The organism is Pseudomonas sp. B16(2017) (assembly GCF_002113205.1).
GTDB classification, from domain to species: Bacteria; Pseudomonadota; Gammaproteobacteria; order Pseudomonadales; family Pseudomonadaceae; genus Aquipseudomonas; species Aquipseudomonas pharyngis.
The window spans coordinates 50,788-69,172 of the sequence record NZ_NEKA01000008.1 but is presented as its reverse complement, the minus strand read 5'-3'; the positions used below and the strand labels follow the sequence as shown (position 1 = coordinate 69,172).

Genomic DNA, 18,385 nt, shown 5'->3' with positions numbered 1-18,385 from the left:
TAAGGATTTCAATCACTGGAGACACCCTATGATCTCGTCAAGGTTGACTGCACTCGTATTCGCTACCCTCCTCAGCCCGGCGGTATTCGCCGCCTCGACTACCGCTGCCGGTACCGGGCCGACCGATCCGGTTACCCAGCCAAAAGCCCCCGCCATCAACAGTGCCCCCGGTATGAATACCGACGGTTCGGGTGTACCGCTGATCAATCAGCCACCGGCCACGGGAACCGATCCTCGTACCCAGGGCAGCGATCCCGGACGCCAGGGCGGCATGAACACCCCCGACGCTCCGGCTGCCCCCGACAACGCTGGTCCCGGCGTCGGCTCGAAAACCACCACGGGTGGTTCGGGCTCTGAAGGCGCAGGACAGTGATCCGTGCTTCATCCACGCAACGTGTCTTATCCACTTCCCTGAAGAGGTAACCATGAACGTCGATAAAAACCTGGAAAAAGAAGTCCTCACCCGCCTGTTGCATGCCCACCCAAGCGGCCTCGGCAAAGAGGTGCTGGACAATTATCGCGGCGAGAAAGTCGTGGCCAGTGCCCTCGCCGCCCTGCAGGAGCGTGGACTGATTCACCACGGACACATCACTTGCAATGAAGCGGGAGAGCATTCGCTGAATCTGCCGATCAAGCTCAGCGCTGCGGGTGTGGAAGCGGCGCGTAAACTCGATACCTGACGCTTGCGGTCACTGGCGCAGGCAGTGTTCGAATGCATTGCCTGCGCCGGTTCATACCGAGATTCATCCAACCACCAGGAGACTCGCCATGCCTCGTGGAAGCAAAACCAAATACACTGAAGAACAGAAGCGCAAAGCCGAACACATTGAAGACAGCTATCAAAACAAAGGGATGTCCAAGGATGAAGCCGAGTCCCGCGCTTGGGCGACAGTGAACAAACAGTCCGGCGGCGGCGAGAAGGCCGGAGGTTCCGGGCGTCGGAAACCGGCCAATGCCAAGGCCGAGGATCGCAAGGAATCAGCACGGCGCGCGGCGGTGAGTCGTGAGGGACATTCGCGCGACAGCAAGGCTTCCCGCGAAGTGCAGACGGTCGACAGCCTGCGCAAGGAGGCCCGGGAGCGGAAGATTCCCGGGCGTTCGTCGATGCGAAAGGATGAGTTGATTGCGGCGTTGCGCAGAGCCGGCTAGGTCCAGACTGGATGTAACGGCTGAAGGCCTTATCGCTGGCAAGCCAGCGATTGCGATCGTTCAGTCAGTGCATTTTTTGCTGATCAGCACATCAACCTCGGCAGTGCCAGGCGCGGTCGCCGGGCCCCAGCGGGTAACGGCCAATGCAGCCGCAGCGTTGGCGCGCCGTGCAGCTTTCTGCGCAGACAACCCTCGCGCCAGCCCGGCCACAAACACCCCGGCATGCGCATCGCCCGCGCCGTTGCTATCCACTGCCTGCACCTTGAAACCCGGCACATGCTGACGCTCGCCGCGCTGATGAATCCAGCAACCCTGCGGGCCGTCGCGCACGACCATCAGCACCTCCGGCGGCAGGTGCACGGCCAAGCGGTCCAGCGCGGTTTCGATGTCCGCCGCGCCAGTGAAACGCAGCGCCTCGACGCTGTTGCTGGTCCACACATCGATGCGCGGTAGCAATGCCTGCATCATCGGTGAATCCGGCGATTCCACCAGCGGGCCCGGATCGAACACCACGTTGATTGTCCTCGGCAGCGCCAGCGTCCAGTCCAGCAACGCCTGGGCCTTGCCGCTGTGCAGCAGGCTGTAGCCGCTGACGTAGACGTAATCTCCCGACTCGGCGGCAACGCTGTTCAGCTCCGCCGCCGTGACCTCGCCTTCAGCGCCGATGTAGGAAATGAAACTGCGCTCGGCCGACGCATCGGTCAGCGCCACGCAGATCCCGGTGTCACGCTCTGCAGGCTGGTCGATGCCGATGCGGATGCCTTCGGCGTTCATCGCCTGCCGCGCCAGATCTCCGAAACGCCCGTTGCCGTGGCGACCCAGATAGACCACCGGCAAGCCGTTGCGCACAGCAGCGGCCATCACATTGAAGCCGCCGCCGGCTTCGAAACTGGCGGACTGCGCCAGCACGTCACCGCCGATTTGCGGCAGCGCTTCCACGGCCATGACCAGGTCGATGATGACCTGGCCGGTGTGCAACATCTTAGGCATGAGCATTCTCGGATTGCGCAGCGCGGCGATCTCTTGCCCCGCCGAGTACGAAGTAAATGCCGCCGGCGACCACGAACGTCACGATCCAGCCGAGGCCGTTATGGCCCAGCCAGGAGTCGGACAGGAAGCCCTTGAACCAAACATTTTCAGCCGTGGTGCCGATGGTGGTGAAACTGAAGCCCAGCACGATGGCAATCGCCCACGCGCCGAATGCACGCCACTCGATGCCGCCGCTGTACCAGTAGGCGCTGCTCGGGCTGACGTCGAGCAGGTCTTTCGGGCTGTAGTAGTGACGGTGAATCAGGTCGACCACGAAGATCCCGACCCACGCAGTGATCGGCACTGCCAGCAGGGAAATGAAGGTAATGAACGGACCATAGAAACTGTCGGCGATCAGCATGAAGTAGATCGAACCGGCGAAGATCGCCACGATGTCGACCACCACCGCGTACACGCGCTTGACCTTCAGGCCGAGGGTCAGCGTGGTCAGGCCGGCGGAGTACACCGACAGGTTGTTCGACAGCAGCAGGCCACCGAATGCGGTGATCAGGTACGGCACGGCCATCCAGGTCGGCAGCATGTCGCGGATCGCTACGATCGGGTCAGTCGCCGAAGCAAGGTCGTTGTTGCCCACAGACAACAGGCCACCGAGGGTGATCAGCAGCACCAGCGGAATCCCCGCGCCGAACGCCGCCGACGCGACCAGACGCACGGCTTTGACGCTGCGATGCTGATAGCGCGACATGTCGGCGCCGGCATTCGCCCAGCCGATCCCGGTGCCGGCGGCCATGGTGCCGATGCCGATGATCATCGCGCTGACCGGCGCCGGCGTGGCGTTGAACACCGCGCTCCAGTCGATGGTCGCGCAGAGGAAGCCGCCGACCAGAATGTTCAGGGCGCCGAACACGTAGGTCGCCCATTTCTGGATCACCAGCAACGTGGCGTGGCCGAGGCCGGATACCGACAGGGTCAGCAGCACGAAAATCGCGATGAAGATCAGGGTCAGCACCGGCGCGCTTTTGGCTTCCACCGGCGAGCCGAACAGGATCGAGCACAACGACAGCAGCACGAATGCGGCGGTGGTGGTGTTGACGGTTTCCCACCCCAGGCGCGACATCAGCGACACCAGCGTCGGGCCGATATTGCCGCGCACACCGAAGATCGCCCGCGACAGCGTCAGGCTCGGCGCACGACCGCGACGGCCGGCAATCGAGATGATCCCCACCACCGCGAACGAACCGGCAGCGCCGAGGATCGCGACGATGATCGCCTGCCAGATCGCCAGGCCGCGAAACGCCACCAGCGTGGCGCCCAGCGGCAGACCGAGGATGGAAATGTTGGCAGCGAACCAGACCCAGAACAGTTGCAGCGGATGGCCGTTGCACTCGCCCTCCGGCACCGGTTCGATGCCCCGGGTTTCCAGTTGCCCGGCGCTTTGTCCGGCGTTCGATGAACTCATGAAAAATGCTCCTGTTTGCCTTTATTGTGGTTGTGGCAATGACGCAGAACGACAAGACATCCCGCCCCTTCCTGGGCCTGTCTGCGCGATCCATTGCGGGTGAATATTCAAGACTTGTGGTGCGTCCATCGCGAGCAGGCTCGCTCCCACAGGGATAACGCCGTACTTGTGGGAGCGAGCTTGCTCCGGGCGGCGATCCGACGATGGCGTCAGTTCAATCAGCGCAAGGCCAACAGCCCTGTCACCAACGGTTCCAGCTCCAGACCATTGACGGCCTTCACCGTCTCGATCATCGGTGCCGGCCAGTTCTGCAAGCCCAGGCAGGCCCCGAGCATGGCACCGAGAATCGCGGCGATGGTGTCGGTGTCACCACCGAGGCTCGCGGCCATGCACAGCGCATCGAACGGTGTCATTTCGCCGACCGCGACTTGCTGCGCGAGGGCGAATGACACCACTACCGACTCCTGCGAGGCCACCGAGGTGCCGATCACGTCGTACAGCAGATCCGCGAGCAACACCGGGTCGCTCTCGACACTGATGCTGCGCGCCCAACTGATCCGCGAGGCGATGCGCCCGCCGGCCACCCAGTGTCCGTGCGATTCCGCTTGCTGGGCGATCTGCTGACCGAGGTTCAGCGCCTCACCCAGATCCAGACCGTTGATGCCGGCCGAGACCACCGCCGCCACCGCCGCCGCGCTGGAAATCCCCAGCGTGGTGTTGTGAGTGACCTGACAGGCCTGCACCACCGCCGCAATGAAGCGCTCGGGGTCGGCGACATCCGCCGCGATGCCCACCGGGGTGATGCGCATCGCGGCGCCGTTGGTGGTGCCGTAGCGCCCGGCCTCTTCCGGCGAGTGGCCGGCGAGGATCATTTCAATCGCACGCTTGGTCGACGGGCCGAGCAAGTCCTGCGAGCCCTTGGCCTGCATCTCGGCTTCCCATTCGATCAGCCGTTGCGCGAGCACCGCCGGTTCGATCCGGCCCTTGCCTTCGACCAGCAACTCGCCGACCAGAATCGCCTGTTCGGTGTCATCGGTGATCGAGCCCTTGGGCATGTTCGCGGCAATCGGTTGCAAGGGGCCGGCGTCCTGCAGATCGGTGATCTGGCCGAAGCGCTGCTTGATGGTTTCGCGGTTCAGGGATTGAGTCGGCATGCCCAGCGCGTCGCCCAGGGCAAGGCCATAAAACGCGCCCAAGGCACGGTCGAGGGCGGTCATTTCGATTCTCCAAATTGCAGGTGCAGACGGAAATGCACCGGGTCGAGCAGGCTTTCGACCTGTTCCATGAAACGGTTTTGCCGGTCGTACGTGGTGCGCAATGCCTTGAGGAACACCGTGCCTTCGGGACGACCGAGCAGTTCGGCGTCCACGGCGTTGAGCGGTTCAGCACCGATCCACTGATCGCCGCGCTCGCCGATGTAACCGTAGGCGGCCAGGGTGATGGTCAGGGAGTTATCGATCAGGCCCACTCGCGGCAGGCTTTCCAGGCCTCCGCTGGCGGGCATCAGAGAGCGTTCAAGGGACACCGCCGTGCCGTCGTTGGAACGGCGGCGACGTTCGAGAAGAATGAATTGATCGGAGCCGAAACGCGCAAGCAGATTCGCACGCGTCACGGCTTCCAGACGCAGCACGTCGGTATTGATCATCGCCCCGCTGTCAGCCAGGGCCTGGGCCCAGCCGCTGCGCTGGTCGAGCACTACCCCGTCAAACGTGACGATGGAACCGACCCCGCTTTGCGTGGCGATGTAATTGCGCCGCTTCAGTTCAGCCAGCGCTTCGCGCAACGTGCCACGGCTGACGTTGAATTCCTGAGCCAACTGATGCTCGCCGGGCAACAGAAAACCGTCCTCCATGAGGCCGCTTTCGATGCGTCGAACGAGCTCGTCGACCACCCGTTGTTTCTTGTCAAATCGTACCTGTCTAATCATGTACAAAGTGATAACCGAAACGGGTTGCGGCGGGCAAGGGATATTTTGGGGAAGGAGACAGAAGGCGTGGCGTTGAAAGCACCCTCCCCCGAAGGAGAGGGTCAGAAGAACTTTGATCTCAACGCTGTTTCAGACGGTCGATAACCACAGCCAACAGCAAAATCGACCCACGAATCACATACTGATAAAAAGTGTCGATATTTTTCAGATTCATCGCATTCTCGATAATCGCCAGAATCAGCACCCCGGCAATCACGTGCCGGATCATCCCGATCCCGCCACTCAGCGACACCCCGCCCAGCACGCAAGCCGAAATCACCGTCAGCTCAAACCCCTGGCCAATCATCGGCTGACCCGAAGTCATCCGCGATGCCAGAATCACCCCCGCCAACGCACCAATCACGCCATGCACCGCGAAGATGATGATCTTCGTCCGGTCAACATTCACCCCCGCCAGCAACGCTGCTTCCTGGTTGCCGCCGATGGCCATGGTGTTGCGCCCGTAGGTCGTGTAGTTCAGCAACCAGCCGAAAAACAGGAAGCAGACGATGGTGATCAGGATCGGCACCGGCACACCGAACAACTGACCGTTGCCGAACACGAAGAACGATTCCTGCGAAACGCCCACCGCTTTGCCGTTGGCAAAGATGTAAGCCAGGCCACGGACGATCTGCATGGTCGCCAGCGTCGTGATCAACGCGTTGACCCGCAACTTGGCGATCACGATGCCGTTGATCAAGCCGACGATCAGGCCCATCACCAGCGCCGCGCTGACGCCGAGAAACACGCTGTTGGTGTCACGCATCACCACCGCCGCCACCACCCCGGCGCAGGCGATTACCGAGCCCACCGACAAGTCGAAATGCCCCGACGCCAGGCAATACAACATGGTGCATGCGGCGATCCCGGTGGTGGAAATCGCCAGACCCAGGCCACGCATGTTCAGCGGCGAAAGGAAGTTGTCGATCAGCAGGGTGCAGGCGACAAAAATGCCCACCGCCGCCAGCAGCATCACCCAGTCATCGAGGAAGCGCCGCATATCCAGAGGTTTGCGCTCGGTCGGCAGGGTTTCGTTTTGGGTTGTCATCATAGTCACCTCTCAGTTCGCCACGCCGTCAGCGCGTTGGCGCGGCAAAGCCAGTTGCAGCAGGTTGGATTCGTTGGCCTGGTCGCGGCTGACTTCGCCACGCAGGGCGCCCTCGCACAGCACCAGAATGCGGTCGGAAATACCCATGACTTCCATCAGATCGCTGGACACCACGATCACCGAAATACCGTCGGCGGCCAGGTTATGGATGATCTGGTAGATCTCGGCCTTGGCACCGATGTCGATGCCCCGGGTCGGCTCGTCGAGCAGCAGGACTTTCATCGGCATCGACAGCCAGCGGCCGAGAATGGCTTTCTGCTGATTGCCGCCGGACAGGAACTTGATCTGTTGCCCGGCGTGGGGCGTTTTCACTTTCAGGGCCTTGATCTGTTTCTCGGCGTTGCCCTTCTCCCAGATCCCGCGCAGCAGGCAGCCGAGCCCCGAATGCGCACCGCGCGCACTGATGTTGATGTTCTCGGCGACGCTGGCCAGCGGGATGATGCCTTCCTTCTTGCGATCCTCCGGGCACAGCAGAATCCCGGCGGCAATCGCATCGCGGGGCGAACGCAGCTTCAGTTCATGGCCGCGCAATTCCAGGCGTCCGGCGGTGTTGCGCTCAAGACCGCTGAGCAGCCGAAACAGCTCGGTGCGCCCGGCCCCGACCAGTCCGAACAGGCCCAGAATCTCGCCTTTGTGCGCATCGAAACTGATCGGCTCGCGCAGGCCCGGGCCGAGCAAGCCATCGACTCTCAGCGCCACGGCGCCGCGCGGGCGACCGCGATAATCGTAGATGTCCTGAATGTCGCGCCCGACCATGCAGGTCACCAGTTGATCGTGGGTCAGCTGGCTCATGTCCTCGAAAGTGCGCACGTAGCGGCCATCCTTGAACACCGTCACCGCGTCGCAGATGCGGAATACTTCTTCCATGCGATGGGAGACGTAGAGCACCACTTTGCCCTCGTCGCGCAGCCGGCCGATGATCGCCATCAAGCGGTCGATTTCCCGCGCCGAGAGGCTGCTGGTCGGTTCGTCAAAAGCAATCACATGCGCGCCTCGGGACAACGCCTTGGCGATTTCCACCAGTTGCCGCTGTCCGAGGGACAGGCGTCCGACCTTGGTCTGCGGATCGATTTCATCGGCCAGGCCTTTGAGGCAGGTCAATGCCTGCTGGCGCAGCGCGCCGCGATTGATCAGGCCGAAGCTGGCCGGCAGGTGACCGAGGAACAGGTTCTCGGCCACGGTCATTTCCGGCACCAGATGCAGCTCCTGGTGAATCACCGCCACGCCGCTGCCGATGCTGTCGGCGGTGGACTTGAACGCCATCGTCCGCTCGCCGATCTGCAGCTCGCCGCTGCTCGGGATATAGGCGCCGCCGAGGATTTTCAGCAGGGTCGATTTGCCAGCGCCGTTCTCGCCCATCAAGGCGTGAACCTGCCCGGGGTGAGCGACGAAACTGATGCCGTCCAGCGCCTTCACGCCCGGGAAGGTCTTGCCGATCCCGTTGAAACGCAGGCTACCGCTGGCACTGTGTTCTTGTGTCTGTACTTGCGCGTGCATTTAAGCCACCTCATCACACCGTTCAAGCGGCCCGGCTGCCCGGGCCGCCGCTGCCGTCAGTTCCACAGGCCGATCTTCTCCAGCTCCTGCTTGAAGTTGTCGCGGGTGATCAGGGTGACGTCGTCCATCGCGGTGTACTTCGGCGGTTCCTTGCCGGTGGTGACCCACTCGTACATCATCTCGGCAGTCTTGTAGCCTTCGATGTGCGGGCTCGGCAGCATCGAACCGTAGAAGCCGCTGTTAGGCTTTTTCAATTCGCCGATGGCGTCGGTGCCGTTGATGCCGATGCCGATCACATTGGCCGCGGCAAACCCGGCGGCTTCGGTGGCGCGTACGCCGCCGAGCACGGTGTTGTCGTTCATGCCGCCGATGATCAGGTTCTTCGCCGCACTCGGCAGCTTGACCAGCGCCGAGTTGGTGGCGTCCATGCTGCCCGGCACGTCGAGGGTTTTCAGGGCGGCAGTCAAAATGTGATCTTTCGGCATGCCGGCATCTTCGAGGGCCTTCATCGAGCCGTCGGTGCGCTTCTTGCCGGTATCGAGTTCGTTGTAGGTGTTGACCACCGCGTAGGTGTCTTTCCAGTCCCAGTTACGCTTTTTCGCTTCGGCGGCCATGGCGGCGCCCTGCTTCTGGCCGACTTCGAAGGCGGCCATGCCGAGGTACGGCACGTCCTCCATGAATTTGCCATTGGCATCGACGAAGCGGTCGTCGACGGCGATCACTTTCAGGTCATTGAGCTTGGCCTTGGCCATGATCGCAGGGCCGAGGGAGACGTCCGGCGGGCAAATGACAAAACCCTTAGCACCGTTGGCCGCGAGGCTGTCGATGGCCGAGAGGGTTTTCTCGCCGTCTGGCACCGCGATCTTGATCAGCTCGAAGCCTTTGTCCTTGGCAGCTTTCTCGGCGAAGGCCCATTCAGTCTGGAACCACGGCTCTTCGGCCTGCTTGACCAGGAAACCGATCTTTACCGGATCGGCGGCCAGCAGCGAACTGCTCAGGCTGAACGCAGTAACCGCCAGCGCGGTACTGCACAGGGTACGAATCCCGAAACGACGTTTCATAAGCAGACTCCTTGTTATTTTTCTTGAGCGTTATTTGAAAAACGTTAAAGCGGTCGAAGCGTTTCCTGCGAATCATGACGACAATAGTCATATCGTATGATGATTGAATTTCAGGCGGACCTTTCCGCCTGAAATCCGCTTTTCTCAGTCGTGGTACATCACCGAGCGACCACCATCGATGGTGATGCACGAGGCATTGATGAACGGCGCTTCATCGCTGGCCAGAAACACGGCGGTCATCGCCACTTCAATCGGCTGGCCGATGCGTTTCGGCGGATGCAGATCGAAAGCCCGTTGACGTTCGGCGTGCGGGTCGGCAAAGCCGTTCCAGTAATCGACGTTGAGTTGGGTTTCGATGTAGCCCGGTGCAATCGCGTTGACCCGAATACCCTTCGGCGCGTACTCGATGCCCAGCGCTCGGGTCAGCCCGAGCAAGCCGTGCTTGGCCACCGGGTACGGAAAGCAGCCGGGAATTATGTTCGTGGAATGGGTCGACGCAATGTTGATGATGCTGCCGATGCCTTGCTCGATCATCTGCGGCAATACGGCCTTGCAGCCATACCAGGCGCCGTCGAGGTCGATGGCGAAGCAGCGTTTCCAGTCTTCTTCGGTCATTTCCAGCGGATCGCGGAACACATTGACCCCGGCGCAATTCACCAGCACGTCGATGCGGCCGTGCAGCTCGATGGCCAGTTTGGCCATGGCGTGCAGATCCTGCTGACGCGAGACGTCGGCCTTGATCGCCTGCACATCGGCGCCCTGCTCGCGCCAGTGCGCGGCGACTTTCTCGACCTTTTCAGCCTGGATATCGCTGATCACCAGTTTGGCCTGCTGCGAGGCGAAGGTCGCGACGATTGCTTCGCCGATGCCTTGGGCGGCGCCGGTCAGCAGCACGACCTTGTTTTTCAGGCGCTCACCTTTCGGTGGCTCGGGCACCGGTGGCAAGGATAGTGGTTCAGCCATGAATCAGGACTCCTGTTCGAAAGCATAAAAAAACCGGGCATCTGACGATGTCCGGTCTGGAAGGCTTGTGGAACAAGACAGGCGAGCGCACGCCGCGGCACCGAGACGGCCCGAAGCGCTGACTCCGCTATGGAGTGCGATGGAAATTCGCTGCATCACTTCACCTGTTTTGTTCTTTTTAAGTGTGAGTGCGTGTTACTGCTGGGACCGACTATAAACCCGACCGCCAAATAATCTCAATATATAATTTTGCATCCCATATTTTGGGATTTAACTGGCAAATCGCGTGCAGAGCTTTCCGGCGACATCCACTTGCAGCGACAGTACGGCGCCGTCCAGCGGATGATTCAACGGACTTTTGGCGCTGGTGATGTACAGGGTTTTCAGGTCAGCGCCGCCGAACACGCAACTGGTGGGGCGACTGATCGGCAGGTCGATCTTGCGATCAATCTGGCCATCCGGCGTCAGGCGCAGCAGGCAGCTGCCGTCCCAGCGGGCGTTCCACACGTAGCCTTCGGCGTCCATCGCCGAACCGTCCGGGCAGCCGTGCTGATCGGCGCTGTACCAGGGCTGGGCGGTGTCGAGGTTGCCGTCGGTGTGAATAAAATAACGATACAAGGTGCTGTCGAGGCTGTCGCCGAACAGCAGCGTGGTGCCGTCGTCGCTCCAGAGCAGCGTGTTGGGAATGCCCAGGCCGCGCAGCAATGGCGTGACCCTTTTATCCGGATCAACGCGGAACAGCCCGCCGGAACGACGGGTGATCGGCAGATCCTCGCCCTGCTCGCCAATGTTGTTTTGCATGGTGCCGAGCCACAAGCGGCCCTGGCCGTCGCAACGTGCCTCGTTGGCGCGGTTGCCCGGTTGCGGGTCGGCGACGCAGAACAGCGTCAGTCGCGGCTCAAGTCCGGGGGAATCCAGATCGAGCCGATAGACGCCGCTGCTCAGGGTCACCAGCGCGTCGCCGCTGGCGCAGGGAATGAACGCCGAGACGTGCTCCGGCATCTGCCAGATCTGCACGTTCTGCCCGATCAGCCGCAGCGCCTGCTGGCCGGCGATGTCCACCCAATACAGCGCCTGGGTTGGTGCGTCCCAGAACGGGCCTTCGCCCAGTTGCGCCCGATGTTCTGTCACCGCAGTCCACGTCATGCAACCTCCTGTCTTGTTGTTTTTGTCAGCTGGCTTTTTTGTCGGCCATCACCTGCGGGTAAAACCGCTTGATGGCCAGGTCGGCATTGTCGATCAGGGTCATGCAGGCCCACACCCCCCGCGCGGCATCCCGGGCGGCAATGGCGTCGGCCATGTCCTTGTGGATGGGCAGTGTGCGGCGCAATTCGTCAGGGTCGGCCGCCGAGACTTCGAAAGACACGGCAAGCAGTGCACCGAGGGCCGGCACCATTTGTTCGATGAATTGATTGTGGCTGGCGGCGAGAATGCATTCGTGGAAGAACTGGTCGGCGCGGTTGTAATCGATGCCGCTGTCGACCGCCCGTTCCAGCGCGTTGTAAGCCTGCTGCACCGCTTGCACCTGTTCGACGGTCGCCCGCTCGCAGGCCCAGCGCACCGCCATCGGTTCGATGGTACGGCGCAGGTCGAGCAGGTCATCGACGAAATTTTCCGGCAAGCCGCTGCGTGACAGCCAGCCCACCACTTGCGGATCGAACAGGTTCCAGCGCTTGATCGGCAGCACCCGCGTGCCGACCTTCGGCCCGACTTCGAGCATGCCTTTGGCAACCAGGGTCTTGATGGCTTCGCGGATCACGGTGCGGCTGACCCCGAGTTGCTCGCCCAGATCGGCCTCGACCTTGATCGCCTGCCCCGGTTTCACTTGGCCGGCAGCAATCCAGGCGCCCAGCCAGTCAACCGTTGATGCGTGAAAACTGCTCGACATGGACACCCCGAAGCCGTTCGCTGTGGGTGCCTACGCTAATCATCATACGATTGAGAGTCAACGACAAAAAACCGCAGCCTGCTTTCACAGACTGCGGTTTTTTTAAGGTTCGAGGCCGATGCGGAAGAACTCGCCGCCGCTCCAGACGCCGAGCCAGCGCTGGCCATCGATTTCACGGCTGACTGCCATCTCGACCAATTGGTAGAAAACGTTGCGGTGGATCAGCGCTTCGAGATTGGTGCGGACATGCACGTAAGGCGCAGGTTCTTGCGTCGCTGGATCGATCTCGACCCGGATAGGATGCTCCGGGCCGGCTTCCGTTGTTTCATCGACGTTGGTGGTAAAGCGCAGCACTTGCGCTTCACCCTCGCCTTCCACCTCGACGGCAATCGCCACAAATGGCGCGTCATCGACCTTGATCCCGACCTTCTCAACCGGAGTAATCAGGAAATAATCATCGCCGTCGCGGCGGATGATGGTGGAGAACAGCTTGACCATCGGCTTGCGCCCGATCGGCGTACCCATGTAGTACCAGGTGCCGTCACGGGCGATGCGCATGTCGATGTCGCCGCAGAAATCCGGGTTCCACAAGTGCACCGGCGGCAAGCCTTTGGTTTTGGGGATTTGCCCCAGCAGATCATTGGCTTTTTGCGGTCCACTCATGGCGCACTCCTTGAATTACTGGTCCCCGAGGCCCAGCAGGCTACGCGCGTATTGCGCAAGCGGTGGGCCGATCAGGTCTTCGGGCTTGTTGTCGTGGAACGTCAGTAAACCGCCACGACTCTTGATCCGTGCAGTATCAATCAAATACTGGGTGCTGGTCTCGATCAACATGATCTGAATCACGCCACCGTCGATACCGAGACGATCCACAGCTTCCTGATCGAGCCATTCATCGGAGTTGCCGATGCGGTCGTCGGCCTTGGCGAAACGGGTGTACAGCAGGTAGTGCGCACCGGCGTCGCGGGCTTCGCCCATCGCCTGGTCGAGGCCTTCCGGCGCACGGGCGCGGCGGACCATCGGGAAATATTCGACGAAACCCTTGAAGGCCTCTTCGGCCACTACGTTGGGACGCGGGTAAGAACCACCCGGCGGCGCGAACGAGCCTTGCGCGATGTAGATGAACGAATCCGGCTGAATGCGGAAATTGTTTACGCGACGGCTGTCGCTGTGGTCCAGCAGACCCGCGTCGCTCATCTGGTAGCGAGTCCCTTCGGCCATGTCACTGACAGTCATACAGCCGCCCAGCGCAAAAACGGCCAGCAGCAAAACCAGGCTACGCATCCTAATCCTCCAGAAGCCGGTGACGGAAAACCGGCGAATGGCCGTAGGATGCAGCTTTTGCGCCAGTCCTTGGAAATGTGCAGGTATCCGCTTTGAAACAGGACTTTTTGTGGCGGGATGCTTAGCCGCCGATGATCTTCATGACGGTGGCGCCACCGGAGAACGCGACTTCCTGCTTGTCGCCCAACGCCTTGACCAGCAGTCGTTGCAACGCCGGCAGCGCCTCGTGGCGCGGCTTGTCGAGCAGGTCACCGACGTAGTGGCGGTTGCTCGACGACAGGCAGCCATGCAGCCATCCGGTGGACGACAGGCGCAGGCGCGAACAGGTTCGGCAGAACGGCACGCTTTCGTTGGCGATCACGCCGAAATTGCCCAGACCGGGAATCGCATAGCGAACTGCCGTGGCATCCACCGGCGCGTCGGTTTGCGCGTACTCGTAATGTTCGCCGATCAGGCTCAGCAGCTGTTGCAAGCTGACGAACTGCTGCAGGAAGGCGTTGGAATCAGTGGCCAGGTGGCCCATGCGCATCAGCTCGATGAAACGCAGTTCAAAGCCACGCTCGAGGCAGTAATCGAGCAGCGGCAGCACCTGGTCGAGGTTCTGCCCGCGCAACGGCACCATGTTGACCTTGATCTTCATCCCCGCCGCTGCGGCCTGATCCATGCCATCCAGCACGGTGGCCAGGTCGCCGCCACGGGCGATGCTGCGGAACGCGCCGGCGTCCAGAGTATCGAGGGAAACGTTGATGCGCCGCAGGCCGGCATCGACCAGCAACGGAAGTTTTTTCGCCAGGAGCTGGCCGTTGGTGGTCAGGCTGATGTCTTCCAGGCCCATCCTGCCGACGGCGCTCATGAAAGATTCGAGTTTGGGGCTGACCAGCGGCTCGCCGCCGGTGATGCGCAGGCGCTCGATGCCCGCGGCTTCGATCAGATAGGCTACGCCACGTGCCATGGCCTCGGCCGACAGTTCATCCTGCGCAGCCACCAGCCGCTTGCCGTTGGGCACGCAGTAGGTACAGGCGTAATTGCAGGCTGAAGTCAGACTGATCCGCAAATTGCGAAAACGCCTGCCTTGACGGTCAACGATCATGAAGCACTCCGGCGATGGAAAATCGAGCGGCTAAAACTTGACTCACAATTCAAGTTTTAGCAAGCCCTATGCCTGAGTATATTCCTGCGGTACTGCGCCATGTAGCGAAAAACACGGCGCATAAGGCAACTGAATGATTCAGCTGCTTGGCGTTTCAGGGTCGCGCTTGCGCTTGTTGCCCATACGCACGCCGATATCCATCAGGAACTGGAAGAAACCTTCCTGATCTTCCAGCACATTGCTCCAGAACGGCGAGTGATACAGCGCCACCGCGCCGTGCACCAGCGCCCAGGATGCGCAGTAATGGAAGTACGGCGGCACGTCTTCGAGCTTGCCTTCGCTGATGCGGCCCTTGATGAGCAGCGTCAGGCGTTCGAAGTTCGAGGCACGGATCTTGTGCAGCTCCTCGACCATCTCGGGGACCTGATTGCCCTTGACCACCTTCTCTTCCAGGCGATCGAACAGGCGATAGCGCTGCGGGTCGCGCATGCGGAATTCAAAGTAGGCACGGGACAGCGCTTCCTTGTCCTTGTCGACATCGGCCGAGTGCAACAGCTCGTTCAAGTCGCGCTCGTAATCGAGCATCAGGCGCAGGTAGATCTCGGCCTTGGACTTGAAGTGCTTGTAAATCGTGCCTTTGCCGATACCCACGGCATCAGCAATCATCTCGACGGTGACACTGTCTTCACCTTGTTCGAGGAACAGCTTGAGCGCGGTATCGAGAATTTCTTGCTCGCGGCGACGAAACTCACGGACCTTACGAGGTTCTTTGTGCATAAGAAAAGGTCTGTAGGGGTCAAAATTCGAAGCCGCGTATTATGCCTAACTTGCGCAAAAATGCACGGATCATCCGACCATATCTGTGTTTCTTGTTCATTTCACGAACGTTTCGAGGGGAATGAGAACATAACCGAAGCGAACGTATTCCAAATTTGTTTAAAAACCCCGGCCAGCCAACTGGACTCGGCGCCAGACTGATCAATACTTGAACTGTCGGGCGACATCTCCCCCAAGTGTCGTGCCGGTAAAGGTACCAAGGGACCGCGTGCCTTTGTTTTACTCCTAATGGTCTTAACCCGGATTCACCCCCCAGAACCCGGGTTTTTTTTGCCTGCGATTCAGGCTTTTACATTCGCCAGCGGAAACAGTCGCTTGAAGTTCTCGGTGGTCTGCTCGGCAAAACGCTCATAGTTCTCGCCGCGCAGCATCGCCAGAAACTCTGCCACTTCCCGCACGTATTGCGGCAGGTTCGGCTTGCCGCGATACGGGATCGGCGCCAGGTACGGTGAATCGGTTTCCACCAGCAGGCGATCGGCCGGAACCTTGCTCGCTACATCGCGCAGCGCATCGGCATTACGGAAGGTGACGATGCCCGACAGGGAAATGTAATAACCCATGTCCAGCGCTGCCTTGGCCATGTCCCAGTCTTCGGTGAAACAATGCAGCACACCGGCCTGGGGCAACGCGGCTTCGCGCAACAACTCGAGCGTGTCGGCGCGGGCGCCGCGGGTGTGGATGATCACCGGCTTGCCGGTCTGCTGCGCGGCTTGCAGGTGCAGACGGAACGACTCCTGCTGAAGCTCGGCGGCTTCCGGCTCGTAGTGGTAGTCCAGACCGGTTTCGCCGATCGCCACCACTTTCGGGTGATTGAGCTCGTGCAACAGCCAGCCCAGCGCCGGCGCCGCGCCCGGCTGCACATCCAGCGGATGCACGCCGACCGAACAATCGACATCGTCGTAACGCTCGGCGAGGGCTTTAACGTCGGCCGCGTTGTCGGCGCTGACGCCGATGCACAGGAAATGCCCGACGCCGCGTTCGCGGGCCGCATCCAGTGCGGCATCCAGGGAACCGTCGTGAGCGGCGAGGTCGAGGCGATCAAGGTGACAATGGGAATCTACGAGCATAAAAAGGACTGCAACTTACATCGTATGAGTGGGACGGTCGGATTTCAGGGCTCCGGCCAGATGAGTTTCGATGCGACTGCGGGCGGTGTTGTCGCCATCGTTGAATTGCACACCGACGCCGGCCGCGCGGTTGCCCTGCGCGCCTTTGGGGGTGATCCAGGCGACTTTGCCGGCCACCGGAATCTTCTCCGCCTCGTCCATCAGGTTCAGCAGCATGAACACCTCGTCGCCCAACTTGTAGTTCTTGTTGGTCGGGATGAACAGGCCGCCGTTCTTGATGAACGGCATGTAGGCGGCGTAGAGGACCGACTTGTCCTTGATGGTCAGGGACAAGATGCCGTTGCGCGGCCCCGGACTGACGGGTTCATTCATGTTGACCTCCACTGCTGATGTTCAGAGTCTAGGTACACATTCTTATCTTTGGCCAGGCAAGCTCGCCCATTGCACCAGCAACGCTTCCAGCAGCAACGCCGCGTTGAGGTTGGCCTTGCTCAGGACTTTCTGGCGCTGGGCGAGAATCCAGTCCTGAATATCCAGCACTTTAGCCTGGGCACTTTTCTGCGCCAGATACTGCACGACCTTGCGCATGTCGGTCAGGCCGAGGCCCGCTTCGTCCTGGGTCAATTGATAGCGCAGGATCAGGCTCGACCAGTCGCAGAACCAATCGAACAGCCGCAGCATCGGAATGTTTTTCCACTCCTCGGCCAATTGCGTCGGCGATTGCTGCTGCTTGAGCAGCTTCTTCACGCCTTCCACCACCTGCGCGCGCTGTTCACGTACGCCCTGCCCCTGCAAAGTGACGGCGGCCAACGGCGAGCCGGCGGCCAGGGTCAACAGTTCGACCCGTTCGTCTTCGGAACATTCCGGCAGTGCCTGAGCCAGCCATTGCAGGCTCATGGATTCGCTCGGCAGCGGGCAGGCCTGCTGCACGCAGCGGCTCTTGATGGTCGGCAACAACCGGCTCGGCTGGTGGCTGACCAGTAACAGCACGGTATCGCCGGACGGCTCCTCAAGGCTCTTGAGCAAGGCGTTGGCGGCGTTGATGTTCATCGACTCCACCGGCTCGATCAGCACCACCTTGCGCCCGCCCAGTTGCGCGGTTTGCACCACGAAACTGACCAGATCGCGCACCTGGTCGACCTTGATCGCCTTGTCCGCTTCCTCCGGTTCGAGGATGTAATTGTCCGGGTGGCTGCCGGCCTTGAGCAGCAGGCAGGATTTGCACTCGCCGCAGGCTTCAGGCGTCGGACGCTGGCACAACAGGCTGGCCATCAGCCGCTCGGCCAGCGCACGCTTGCCGATCCCGGCCGGCCCGTGCAGCAGATACGCGTGAGCGTGCTGAGTGCGCCCGGCCAGTTGCTGCCAGAGGCTGTCCTGCCACGGATAGGCCTCAGCCACGGCTCAGCTCCAGCAAGTTCGGAATCAGGGTATCCAGCGATTGTTGAACCTTGGCCAACGGCTGACCGGCATCGATCCGCACGTAACGCGCCGGATCGGCTTCCGCGCGCTTGAGGAACGCACTGCGTACGGCTTCAAAAAACTCACGGCCTTCCAGCTCGAAACGATCCAGACGACCTCGGGCGCTGGCCCGGGCCAGGCCGATTTCCACCGGCAGATCGAATATCAGCGTCAGGTCGGGACGCAGATCGCCCTGCACGAAAGTCTCCAGCGCCGCGATGCGCTCCAGCGACAAGCCGCGGCCGCCACCCTGATAGGCGTAAGTCGAATCGGTGAAACGATCACACAGCACCACCGCACCACGGGCCAGTGCCGGGCGAATGACTTCAGCCAGATGCTGGGCACGGGCGGCGAACACCAGCAGCAGCTCGGTGTCCGGGTTCATCACTTCGTCGACCGGGGCCAGCAACACCTCACGAATGCGCTCGGCCAGCGGCGTACCGCCGGGCTCGCGGGTCAGCACCACTTCGATACCGGCGGCGCGCAGGCGCTCGGCGAGGTATTCGCGGTTGGTGCTTTTGCCGGCGCCTTCCGGGCCTTCCAGGGTAATAAACAAGCCAGTCACAGG

At 61.4% G+C, this 18,385-nt stretch carries 21 protein-coding genes; 3 read left to right on the top strand and 18 right to left on the bottom strand.

From position 1 onward, the window contains the following. Nucleotides 1-28: 28 nt before the first annotated feature. From CAG25_RS15595 to CAG25_RS15585, 3 genes are all read left to right on the top strand, one after another. Nucleotides 29-373 (top strand): hypothetical protein, encoded by a 345-nt coding sequence (locus CAG25_RS15595; protein ID WP_085612138.1) that lies wholly within the window; start codon nucleotides 29-31, stop codon nucleotides 371-373. Between the two features lie 52 nt (nucleotides 374-425). Continuing rightward, nucleotides 426-680: a hypothetical protein gene (locus CAG25_RS15590; RefSeq protein ID WP_011335416.1), complete on the top strand. Its 255-nt coding sequence runs from the start codon at nucleotides 426-428 to the stop codon at nucleotides 678-680. Nucleotides 681-768: 88 nt separating this feature from the next. Further along, nucleotides 769-1,149: a Rho termination factor N-terminal domain-containing protein gene (locus CAG25_RS15585; protein WP_085612137.1), complete on the top strand. Its 381-nt coding sequence runs from the start codon at nucleotides 769-771 to the stop codon at nucleotides 1,147-1,149. A 60-nt stretch (nucleotides 1,150-1,209) separates the two neighbouring features. Here CAG25_RS15585 and CAG25_RS15580 read toward each other — a convergent pair whose 3' ends face one another. From CAG25_RS15580 to tmk, 18 genes are all read right to left on the bottom strand, one after another. Next, nucleotides 1,210-2,139 carry a PfkB family carbohydrate kinase gene (locus CAG25_RS15580; RefSeq protein ID WP_085612258.1) on the bottom strand — a complete coding sequence of 310 codons (930 nt, stop codon included), beginning with the start codon at nucleotides 2,137-2,139 and terminating at the stop codon, nucleotides 1,210-1,212. Beyond that, complete coding sequence (locus CAG25_RS15575; protein ID WP_085612136.1) at nucleotides 2,132-3,598, bottom strand: cytosine permease; 1,467 nt, start codon at nucleotides 3,596-3,598, stop codon at nucleotides 2,132-2,134. Before CAG25_RS15575 ends, CAG25_RS15580 begins: the two co-directional genes overlap by 8 nt. 218 nt (nucleotides 3,599-3,816) lie before the next feature. Continuing rightward, nucleotides 3,817-4,815, bottom strand: coding sequence for an ADP-ribosylglycohydrolase family protein (locus CAG25_RS15570; protein ID WP_085612135.1), 999 nt, complete (start codon nucleotides 4,813-4,815; stop codon nucleotides 3,817-3,819). Further along, a complete protein-coding gene (locus tag CAG25_RS15565; RefSeq protein ID WP_085612134.1) occupies nucleotides 4,812-5,525 on the bottom strand; it encodes a GntR family transcriptional regulator in 714 nt (237 codons plus the stop codon). Before CAG25_RS15565 ends, CAG25_RS15570 begins: the two co-directional genes overlap by 4 nt. Before the next feature lie 118 nt (nucleotides 5,526-5,643). After that, entirely contained in the window at nucleotides 5,644-6,612 is a 969-nt protein-coding gene (gene araH / locus CAG25_RS15560) for an L-arabinose ABC transporter permease AraH (RefSeq protein ID WP_011335422.1), read from the bottom strand. A 12-nt stretch (nucleotides 6,613-6,624) separates the two neighbouring features. Beyond that, nucleotides 6,625-8,169: an L-arabinose ABC transporter ATP-binding protein AraG gene (gene araG / locus CAG25_RS15555; protein ID WP_085612133.1), complete on the bottom strand. Its 1,545-nt coding sequence runs from the start codon at nucleotides 8,167-8,169 to the stop codon at nucleotides 6,625-6,627. A 56-nt stretch (nucleotides 8,170-8,225) separates the two neighbouring features. After that, a complete protein-coding gene (locus CAG25_RS15550) occupies nucleotides 8,226-9,230 on the bottom strand; it encodes a substrate-binding domain-containing protein (RefSeq protein WP_064598531.1) in 1,005 nt (334 codons plus the stop codon). Between the two features lie 144 nt (nucleotides 9,231-9,374). Then, nucleotides 9,375-10,193, bottom strand: coding sequence for an SDR family oxidoreductase (locus CAG25_RS15545; RefSeq protein WP_011335425.1), 819 nt, complete (start codon nucleotides 10,191-10,193; stop codon nucleotides 9,375-9,377). A 270-nt stretch (nucleotides 10,194-10,463) separates the two neighbouring features. Continuing rightward, complete coding sequence (locus CAG25_RS15540) at nucleotides 10,464-11,339, bottom strand: SMP-30/gluconolactonase/LRE family protein (RefSeq protein ID WP_085612132.1); 876 nt, start codon at nucleotides 11,337-11,339, stop codon at nucleotides 10,464-10,466. A gap of 25 nt (nucleotides 11,340-11,364) precedes the next feature. Next, nucleotides 11,365-12,081, bottom strand: a complete 717-nt coding sequence (locus tag CAG25_RS15535) for a FadR/GntR family transcriptional regulator (RefSeq protein WP_007950814.1) — start codon at nucleotides 12,079-12,081, stop codon at nucleotides 11,365-11,367. Nucleotides 12,082-12,183: 102 nt separating this feature from the next. After that, nucleotides 12,184-12,744: a DUF1285 domain-containing protein gene (locus CAG25_RS15530; protein WP_085612131.1), complete on the bottom strand. Its 561-nt coding sequence runs from the start codon at nucleotides 12,742-12,744 to the stop codon at nucleotides 12,184-12,186. 15 nt (nucleotides 12,745-12,759) lie between these two features. Continuing rightward, nucleotides 12,760-13,365, bottom strand: a complete 606-nt coding sequence (locus tag CAG25_RS15525; protein ID WP_085612130.1) for a DUF4823 domain-containing protein — start codon at nucleotides 13,363-13,365, stop codon at nucleotides 12,760-12,762. Between the two features lie 121 nt (nucleotides 13,366-13,486). Beyond that, entirely contained in the window at nucleotides 13,487-14,455 is a 969-nt protein-coding gene (locus tag CAG25_RS15520; RefSeq protein ID WP_039770652.1) for a GTP 3',8-cyclase MoaA, read from the bottom strand. Nucleotides 14,456-14,593: 138 nt separating this feature from the next. Continuing rightward, nucleotides 14,594-15,232 carry a TetR/AcrR family transcriptional regulator gene (locus tag CAG25_RS15515; RefSeq protein ID WP_007950805.1) on the bottom strand — a complete coding sequence of 213 codons (639 nt, stop codon included), beginning with the start codon at nucleotides 15,230-15,232 and terminating at the stop codon, nucleotides 14,594-14,596. Between the two features lie 341 nt (nucleotides 15,233-15,573). Further along, entirely contained in the window at nucleotides 15,574-16,359 is a 786-nt protein-coding gene (locus tag CAG25_RS15510) for a TatD family hydrolase (RefSeq protein ID WP_085612129.1), read from the bottom strand. A 15-nt stretch (nucleotides 16,360-16,374) separates the two neighbouring features. Further along, a complete protein-coding gene (locus tag CAG25_RS15505; RefSeq protein ID WP_039770657.1) occupies nucleotides 16,375-16,731 on the bottom strand; it encodes a PilZ domain-containing protein in 357 nt (118 codons plus the stop codon). A gap of 42 nt (nucleotides 16,732-16,773) precedes the next feature. After that, nucleotides 16,774-17,757 (bottom strand): DNA polymerase III subunit delta', encoded by a 984-nt coding sequence (locus tag CAG25_RS15500; RefSeq protein ID WP_085612128.1) that lies wholly within the window; start codon nucleotides 17,755-17,757, stop codon nucleotides 16,774-16,776. Beyond that, complete coding sequence (tmk, locus tag CAG25_RS15495; protein ID WP_007950797.1) at nucleotides 17,750-18,382, bottom strand: dTMP kinase; 633 nt, start codon at nucleotides 18,380-18,382, stop codon at nucleotides 17,750-17,752. Before tmk ends, CAG25_RS15500 begins: the two co-directional genes overlap by 8 nt. Nucleotides 18,383-18,385 lie beyond the last annotated feature (3 nt).